The sequence below is a fragment of the Paraburkholderia sp. BR10141 genome, assembly GCF_056155635.1.
In genome coordinates, this window is record NZ_JBMIQH010000079.1 from 1 (window position 1) to 8,348 (window position 8,348).

The 8,348-nt window shown below is 64.0% G+C and carries 8 protein-coding genes; 5 read left to right on the plus strand and 3 right to left on the minus strand.

Annotated elements, in window-relative coordinates; all coding sequences use genetic code 11:
* Positions 1-277: NAD-binding protein (locus ACOJB8_RS40330; RefSeq protein ID WP_475017806.1), on the plus strand; the 277-nt coding region annotated here is incomplete at its 5' end.
* A gap of 265 nt (positions 278-542) precedes the next feature.
* Positions 543-908, plus strand: a complete 366-nt coding sequence (locus tag ACOJB8_RS40335; RefSeq protein ID WP_368618509.1) for a response regulator — start codon at positions 543-545, stop codon at positions 906-908.
* Positions 909-1,150: 242 nt separating this feature from the next.
* Here ACOJB8_RS40335 and argC read toward each other — a convergent pair whose 3' ends face one another.
* Both argC and ACOJB8_RS40345 read right to left on the minus strand, forming a co-directional pair.
* On the minus strand, positions 1,151-2,098 hold the full coding sequence (gene argC / locus ACOJB8_RS40340) for an N-acetyl-gamma-glutamyl-phosphate reductase (protein WP_069264239.1): 948 nt from the start codon (positions 2,096-2,098) through the stop codon (positions 1,151-1,153).
* 159 nt (positions 2,099-2,257) lie between these two features.
* Complete coding sequence (locus ACOJB8_RS40345) at positions 2,258-2,848, minus strand: YbhB/YbcL family Raf kinase inhibitor-like protein (RefSeq protein ID WP_475017809.1); 591 nt, start codon at positions 2,846-2,848, stop codon at positions 2,258-2,260.
* A 269-nt stretch (positions 2,849-3,117) separates the two neighbouring features.
* Between ACOJB8_RS40345 and ACOJB8_RS40350 the strand changes: the two genes are divergently transcribed.
* On the plus strand, positions 3,118-3,825 hold the full coding sequence (locus ACOJB8_RS40350) for a response regulator (protein ID WP_069264237.1): 708 nt from the start codon (positions 3,118-3,120) through the stop codon (positions 3,823-3,825).
* Positions 3,826-3,953: 128 nt separating this feature from the next.
* Here ACOJB8_RS40350 and ACOJB8_RS40355 read toward each other — a convergent pair whose 3' ends face one another.
* A complete protein-coding gene (locus ACOJB8_RS40355) occupies positions 3,954-4,640 on the minus strand; it encodes an orotate phosphoribosyltransferase (protein ID WP_028203433.1) in 687 nt (228 codons plus the stop codon).
* A gap of 378 nt (positions 4,641-5,018) precedes the next feature.
* Here ACOJB8_RS40355 and ACOJB8_RS40360 point away from each other — a divergent pair, with 378 nt between their 5' ends.
* Positions 5,019-6,260: an MFS transporter gene (locus ACOJB8_RS40360; RefSeq protein WP_475017812.1), complete on the plus strand. Its 1,242-nt coding sequence runs from the start codon at positions 5,019-5,021 to the stop codon at positions 6,258-6,260.
* 216 nt (positions 6,261-6,476) lie between these two features.
* On the plus strand, positions 6,477-8,348 hold a 1,872-nt coding region (locus ACOJB8_RS40365; protein WP_475017814.1), incomplete at its 3' end, for an NADP-dependent malic enzyme.

An 8,348-nucleotide genomic window follows, 5' to 3' on the forward strand; every position in this document is an offset into this window, starting at 1 on the left:
CCTCGACGTCGTGACGGGCGGCCCGTTCCCGGGCCCGGTGTATGCGGGCTACGGCGGCATGATCGCGCAGCGGCGCTACGAGCCCGCACTCTTCAAGGCGCGCCTCGGCCTGAAGGACGTGCGGCTCGCGCTGGCCGCGGCCGACGCCGCCGCAACGCCGATGCCGCTCGCGAGCGTGCTGCGCGACAGCCTGCTCGAAGCCGTGGCGCACGGCGACGGCGACTCCGATTTCGCCGTGCTCGGCAAGGTGGCCGCGCGGCGCGCGGGCCGCGGTTGACGAGTCTGCGTGAAATGAAGGGCGCAATGAGGCGCGGCGAACGTCCGGGGGTGGTTTGCGATCAAAATCTTCAGACGACCGCGCGGTGACGCACAAAGACCCGGCGTGCGGCTGAGCACAATGTGACGCATCTCGATGGATGGCGACCGGTTTGACGGCGCCGCCCGCGATGTGGGGACGGGGAACCGATGACGACGACAGGGCACGCACCGGATCCAGCGGGAGATGCGGCTGCGAGGCCATTTTCAGGGTAGGAGAACGGCGGATGGAGACGCGCATCCTGATCGCCGATAACGACGAGAAGTCGCTGGACGGGCTCAGCACCTTGCTGGCCGATCTCGGCTACGGCGTATCTGTGGCACGCACGCTCGATGAGGCGCTCGACCTGGCTGCGCGCGGCGCGCCCGACGTGGCGATCGTGGCGCTTTCGCTCGCGCAGGACGAGCCCGGCGCGATCGTGCGAGCATTGCGCGCGATCAGCGGCGAGCGCGTACCGCTGATGATCGCGCTCGCCGGCTGGGGCGAATCGCGCCACCGCGACGAGGCGCTTACGGCGGGCTTCGACGTGCATCTGGTGCGGCCGGTGGGGCTCGATCAGCTGATGTTTATTTTGTCGATGACAGGACAATGATGGCTGTGTTGTTTTGAAGCAACATTCAGGGTGCGCACTACTTTACATGTTGCATCGCATCACGCTAGTCGATATACTGCTTCTTGTCTCCTCCATGTCTCCTCTGATATGGATTCAGCCCGCCAACCATTGGCGGGCTTTTTTTCGTCTGCAGGTTTTGCCTTGGCGCAAGACGAGGGCGTGGGGCAAAAAAAACCGGCTCAGCGAGCCGGTTTTTTGTTTGCGCTGCGAGTCCCGCTGCTTCAGGCATGCAGGCCGGTATTTTCAGCCGCGCCAATTGCGAGATTCATGCACTGGATCGCTGCGCCCGAAGCGCCCTTGCCCAGGTTGTCGAGGCGGGCAACGGTGACGAATTGCTCGTCGTTGCCGAACACGAACAGGTCGACACGGTTCGTGTCGTTGTTCGCCTGAACGTCGAACATGCCGGCGTCGAGGTTCTCATCGGCGTTGAACGGCGCCACGCGCACGAACGGCTCGCCTGCGTAGTACTCGGCGAACAGCGCCTGCACGTCCTGCGGCTTGGCGCCGCGCGTGAGCTGCTTCGGCGAAAAATAGGTGGTGACCGAGAGGCCCTTGTAGAACGGCCCGACGATCGGCGTGAACACCGGCGCCGACTTCAGGCCGCCGTGCACCGCCATTTCCGGCAAATGCTTGTGCGTGAGGCCGAGCGCGTACGGGCGCGGGCTCGCGAGCTTCGCGTTGCCGCCTGCTTCGTACTCCGCAATCATCTTCTTGCCGCCGCCGCTGTAGCCGGTGAGCGAGTAGCTGTGCGCGGCGAAATCCGGCGCAACGAGGCCGGCTTCGACGAGCGGACGCATGGCGAGAATGAACGCCGAAGCGTGGCAACCGGGCACGGCGATGCGCTTCGATTTGCGCACCTTGTCGCGTTGGGCTTTGGTCAGCTCGGGCAGGCCGTAGGCCCAGTCGGCCTGGGTGCGGAACGCCGTACTCGCGTCGATCAGCACGGTGCGATCGTTTTCGACGAGCGAGGCCGACTCGCGCGAGGCGACGTCGGGCAGGCACAGGAACGTCACGTCCGAAGCGTTGATGAGACGGCGGCGTTCTTCGACATCCTTGCGCTTCGCATCGTCGATACGCAGGATCTCGACGTCGGCGCGCGGCGACAGGTATTCAAAAATCTTCAGGCCGGTCGTGCCTTCCTGTCCGTCGACAAAAACTTTCGTGCTCATCTCAGTCTCTCTGAACGCGGGGATTGGGGGCGCCATCACCCAAGGCGATGCTGGAACGGTATTTTAAGACGTCATGCGGACGCGCGTGTGAACGCGTCCGGAAAAAATCGGGGCTTACCCGTAAGCGCTCAGACGCTCGCCGCGCGCAACCGCCCCCGCTCAGCGGCCGTACGTGACGGTGATTTGTGCGCTTCCGAGCGTCGAGCCACTGATCTCGCGATCGAACAGCGCTGCCGGGCGGCCTTGTGCGAGCGGCAGCGCTTCGACGTTCAGCGCATAGACGGTGACGACGTAGCGGTGGGGACTGCCCGGCGGCGGGCACGGTCCACCATAGCCGTCGATGTTGAAATCGTTGCGCGCCTCGATCGCACCAAGCTTGCGCAACGCGCCCGTGGCGCTGGCGTTCTCCGGCAGGCTCGTTACGCGCGCCGGAATATTCGCGACGGCCCAGTGCCACCAGCCGCGTCCTGGCGCGTCGCGATCGAAGATCGTGATGGCAAAGCTCCGTGTGGCTGCGGGAGCATTGCGCCAGGTCAAACTGGGTGACTCGTTGGGTCCATTGCAGCCCGCATCGTTGAAGACCTGGCGCGGGCCGATTTTTCCGCCGTCGCTGAAATCGGCGCTCGATACTGTGAATGTTTCGCCTGCATAGGCTAAATTGGCTGTCGCCACAATGCTCGCCATCGCGAGCCACGCGCATAGGCGCGCACGGCGCGCGCAACCTGGCTGAAAGTCATATGGAGTACGCATCAGCGAGCTCTCCTGCATGTTTGTGAAATTCCGGCCACGTTTTTCTGAAGGAAACATTTGAATTGTTCGATGGTCCGACTCTGATCCAATATAGCGGTATAAGCGAGCGAGCTTTCGCTTGCGCGCGTACCAGGTGCGCGGGAGGATTTCGTTATAGTCGTATATTCTCCCGCTTAGGCACGTGGAGCTGTCGGACGCCGGAACAACAAGCGAAATGTGGACTGGCCGAGCGCCAAAGCAACAAGCAGGTTTGCCTACACGGAGGGCTAATGCAGCAACCAATCAGGGTCGTAGTCGCCGACGATCATCCGGTGATCTTGTTTGGTGCGGAACATGCACTGCTCAACTTTCCCGGCATCAAGGTCGTAGGGCGCGCCCGTCAGTCCACCGAACTCGTCAAGGCGTTGCAAGCCGGTCCCTGCGACGTGCTGGTGACCGACCTTGCCATGCCGGGCGGCCAGTACGGCGACGGTTTGCCGCTCATCGGCTACCTGCGGCGCAACTTCCCTAACGTTCCCATCGTCGTCCTCACGATGCTCGAAAATCCCGCGTTGCTCAAACGCCTCGGTGAACTCGGCGTGTTCGCGGTGGTGCACAAATCCGACGACCTGAGCCACATCGGCCTCGCGGTGCAGCATGTGAGCCGCAATCTCGAATACATGAGCCCACAGGTCAAGACCGCGCTCGATCAACTGCGCATCAACAGCGGCGGGAAAACCGATGAAGTGATTCTCTCAAAGCGAGAACTCGAGGTCGTGCGACTCTTTGTTTCGGGCATGACGATTAAAGAAATATCCGAGAAGCTGAACCGCAGTATTAAGACTATTAGTACTCAGAAGAACACGGCGATGCGCAAGCTCGGACTCGATCGAGACTCCGAACTGTTCCAGTACGCGCAGAGCAATGGCTTGCTCAATCTCTCCTCGTACGCGCCCAATGTGCCCGAAGCGGGCGGCGAGGCAGAAACGGCGCATTGATCCTGCCGCGCGACCCCCGCTCGACATTCGCATTACACCGCTGCACCAGCCAGAAAAAAGGCCATCTGCCCAGAGGCAGATGGCCCTTTTGCCACGCGCTCACGCTTGTGCGAGCGCGATTCGAGCGCTTACTGCGGTGCCGACGTCGCGCCGCCGTGCGCAGCCGACCACTCGGCCGGTGCGTGCAGGAATTTCTCGACTTCGTCGAGCGTCTTCGTTTCGAAGTAGCCCGACTCCTTGGCGACGCGCAGCACGTCCCACCACGTGGCGAGCGCGTGCAGGTCGACGTCGATGTCCTTCAGGACCGAGACGCTTTCCTTGAAGATGTTGTAGTGGAACAGCACGAAACAGTGGTTCACCTGCGCGCCGGCCGTGCGCAGCGCGTTGATGAAGTTGATCTTGCTGCGGCTGTCGGTGGTCAGGTCTTCGACGAGCAGCACGCGCTGGCCTTCGGTGAGCAGACCCTCGATCTGCGCGTTGCGGCCGAAACCCTTCGGCTTCTTGCGCACGTACTGCATGGGCACCATCAGGCGGTCGGAGAGCCAGGCCGCGAACGGAATGCCCGCAGTTTCGCCGCCGGCCACGGCGTCGATCTGTTCGTAGCCGACGTCGCGCAGGATCGTGGCTTCGGCCATTTCCATCAGGCCGCGGCGCACGCGCGGATACGAGATCAGCTTGCGGCAGTCGATGTAGACCGGGCTCGCCCAGCCGGAAGTGAAGATGAAGGGCTTTTCGGCGTTGAAGTGCACGGCCTTCACTTCGAGCAGCATTTTCGCGGTTGCGTCCGAGATCGTCTGGCGATCGTAGCCTGTCATGGGCGAATCCTTGGATATGAGTGCGAGAGGAGGGTGGGCGCGTGGCCCGGTGGCGCTGGCACGGCGGGCGCGAAGCGTGGCTTCGGCGTCTGCGGTGCGCGGCCCGGGGGCGTGGATCGCCCGACCTTTTTCACTGCATGGGGTCAAGGCGACTCGCCCGGTCCGGACGGCTTCTCTTGCGCGCGTAGGCCGGTATTTTACCCGACTTGACGACTGCCGACGAGTCGCGCGGGCAAGCGCCGGCAGCGATGTGGGGCGCGAACGCCGGCGGCGCTGCGCTATGTGCGCCTGGCGTCGCGGTTGTGACGGCCCGGCCACGCCTTTACACTCACGCCGGTTTGCGCTCCCCGTGCACGTACGTTTCTCAGGATTGCCCACATGACCGCCGTTTCTACCAACCCTGCCGCCGCCACGCGCAGCCACGCCCTGCGTGCGCTGGTCGCCGCCGTGCTCGGCTACGCCATGGACGGCTTCGATCTGCTGATGCTCGGCTTCATGCTGCCGGCGATCAGCGGCGATTTGCATCTGTCCGGCGCGCAGGCGGGCGCGCTCGTCACCTGGACGCTCGTCGGCGCTGTGATGGGCGGTATCGTGTTCGGGCTGTTGAGCGACCGCTACGGCCGCGTGCGCGTGCTCACGTGGACCATTCTGCTGTTCGCCGTCTTCACCGGCATGTGCGCGCTGGCGCGCGGCTACGGCGACTTGCTCGTCTACCGCACGATCGCGGGCATCGGGCTGGGTGGCGAGTTCGGCATTGGCATGGCGCTCGTCGCCGAGGCATGGCCCGCGCAACTGCGCGCGCGGGCGTCGTCGTATGTCGGGCTCGGCTGGCAGCTGGGCGTGCTTGCCGCGGCGCTGCTCACGCCGCTGCTGCTCCCGCTGATCGGCTGGCGCGGCATGTTCGCCATCGGGCTGCTGCCGGCGGTCGTCTCGTTCGTGGTGCGGCGGCGCGTGGAGGAGCCCGAGCTTTTCATCGCACATGCGCAGCGCATGGCCGCTGCCGCCAGGGCCGAGCGCCCCCGCGCCCTGCGCATGCTCGTGGCCGATGCGCGCACCGCGCGCGCGAGCCTCGGCGTAGCCGTGCTCTGTTCGGTGCAGAACTTCGGCTACTACGGGCTCATGATCTGGTTGCCCGCGTACCTTTCGAAGTCTTTCGGCTATTCGCTCACGAAGTCGGGGTTGTGGACCGCCGCGACGGTTGCCGGCATGGCGCTCGGCATCTGGCTTTTCGGCATCGCCGCCGACCGGTTCGGGCGCCGGCCCGCGTTCCTGTTCTATCAGGCGGGCGCCGTGGTCATGGTATTCGTCTATGCGCAGCTTTCCACGCCGTTCGCGCTGCTGATCGGCGGCGCAGCAATGGGCGTGTTCGTCAACGGCATGATCGGCGGCTATGGCGCGCTCATCTCCGAGTTGTATCCGACCGCCGCACGCGCCACCGCGCAAAACGTGCTGTTCAACATCGGCCGCGCCGTAGGCGGCTTCGGGCCGCTCGCCGTGGGCGCGCTGGCCGCCCGCTATTCCTTCACGGTGGCGCTCGGCATGCTCGCCGCCATCTACGTGCTCGACATCCTCGCCACCCTCTTTCTGATTCCCGAACGCCGCGGCGCCATGCTCGAATGAGCAGCGCGCAACCGTAAGACAAAAGCGCGGAAGTATCCCGCAATATCGGCCGCGCGAATTCCCGGTATCAGTCTTTGACCCACGTGGACGCGAACGGCGCCAGGTGTACACTATTCGGCCCTGCTGGAACGCTCGTGCCGTGCGGGCCGGCGGGCCTACGACCATAAAAGATTCTCTCTCACGTCTCTCACCTCTCACGTCCAGGCAGGCCTGAAAATGGATGAACAACTGAAGCAAAGCGCGCTCGCGTATCACCAGAATCCGAGGCCAGGCAAGATCTCGGTCACACCGACCAAACCGCTCTCGAACCAGCTCGATCTTTCGCTTGCTTATTCGCCCGGCGTTGCGGCCGCGTGCATGGCGATTCACGAAGAACCGCTCGATGCGCAGAAATACACCTCGCGCGCGAACCTCGTCGGCGTCGTGACGAACGGCACGGCCGTGCTCGGCCTCGGCAATATCGGCCCGCTCGCGGCCAAGCCGGTGATGGAAGGCAAGGGCTGCCTTTTCAAGAAGTTCGCCGGCATCGACGTGTTCGACATCGAACTCGACGAAACCGACCCGGACAAGCTCGTCGAAGCCATCGCGATGCTCGAGCCCACGCTCGGCGGCATCAACCTCGAAGACATCAAGGCGCCCGAGTGCTTCTACATCGAGAAGAAGCTGCGCGAGCGCATGAAGATTCCGGTTTTCCACGACGATCAGCACGGCACGGCCATCATTGCTTCGGCGGCGATTCTCAACGGCCTGAAAGTGGTCGAGAAGAAACTCGATGAAGTGAAGCTCGTGTGCTCGGGCGCGGGCGCAGCGGCGATCGCGTGTCTGGACCTGCTCGTGAATCTCGGTCTGAAGAAAGAGAACGTCCTCGTCACCGACTCGAAGGGTGTGATCTACGAAGGCCGCGGCAATCTCGATCCGTCGAAGGCGCGTTACGCCGCCAACACCGAAGCGCGCACGCTCGGCGACGCGATCAAGTCCGCCGACGTGTTCCTCGGCTGCTCGAGCGCAGGCGTGCTCAAGCCCGAGATGGTCAAGGAGATGGGCGACAAACCGCTGATCCTCGCACTCGCGAACCCGGAGCCGGAAATCCGCCCGGAAGACGCGAAGAAGGTGCGCCCGGACGCGATCATCGCCACGGGCCGTTCGGACTATCCGAACCAGGTCAACAACGTGCTGTGCTTCCCGTTCATCTTCCGTGGCGCGCTGGATGTGGGCGCGACGACCATCACGGAAGAGATGAAGCTCGCGTGCGTGCGCGCGATCGCGGAACTCGCCGAGGAAACCGATCAGGGCGACGAAGTGGCGAAGGCCTATGAAGGCCACACGCTCGAGTTCGGCCCGGAATACCTGATTCCGAAGCCTTTCGACCCGCGCCTCATCATCAAGATCGCGCCGGCCGTGGCGCAGGCCGCGATGGATTCGGGCGTGGCCACGCGCCCGATCCAGGACATGGAAGCCTACCGCGAGCAACTGGGCGCGACCGTGTATCGCTCGGGCATGGTGATGCGTCCGGTGTTCGCGGCGGCGAAGGCCAACTGCGCGCGCATCGTGTTCGCCGAAGGTGAGGACGAGCGCGTGCTGCGTGCCGCGCAGTTCGTGCTCAACGAGAAGATCGCCAGGCCGATCATCGTGGGCCGTCCGTCGGTCGTGGAAATGCGCCTGAAGAAGATGGGCTCGAAGCTGCGTCCGGGCACCGACTTCGAGATCGTCGATCCCGAAGACGATCCGCGCTTCCAGAAGAGCTGGCAGGCGTACCACGAACTCAGTGCGCGTCAGGGCATCACGCCTGAAGTAGCGAAGGCTTCGGTGCGCAAGTTCAACACGCTGATCGGCGCGATTCTCGTGCACCTCGGCGACGCCGACGGCATGGTCTGCGGCCTGCTCAACAGCTTCGACTATCACCTCAAGTTCATCGATCAGGTGTTCGGCAAGGCGAAGGAAGCCGGGAACTACGCCGCGATGAACCTGCTGATGCTGCCGGGCCGCAACATCTTCATCAGCGACACCTACGTGAACGAAGTGCCGAGCGCCGAGCAGCTCGCCGACATGACGATCCTCGCCGCGCGCGAAATCGAGAAGTTCGGCATC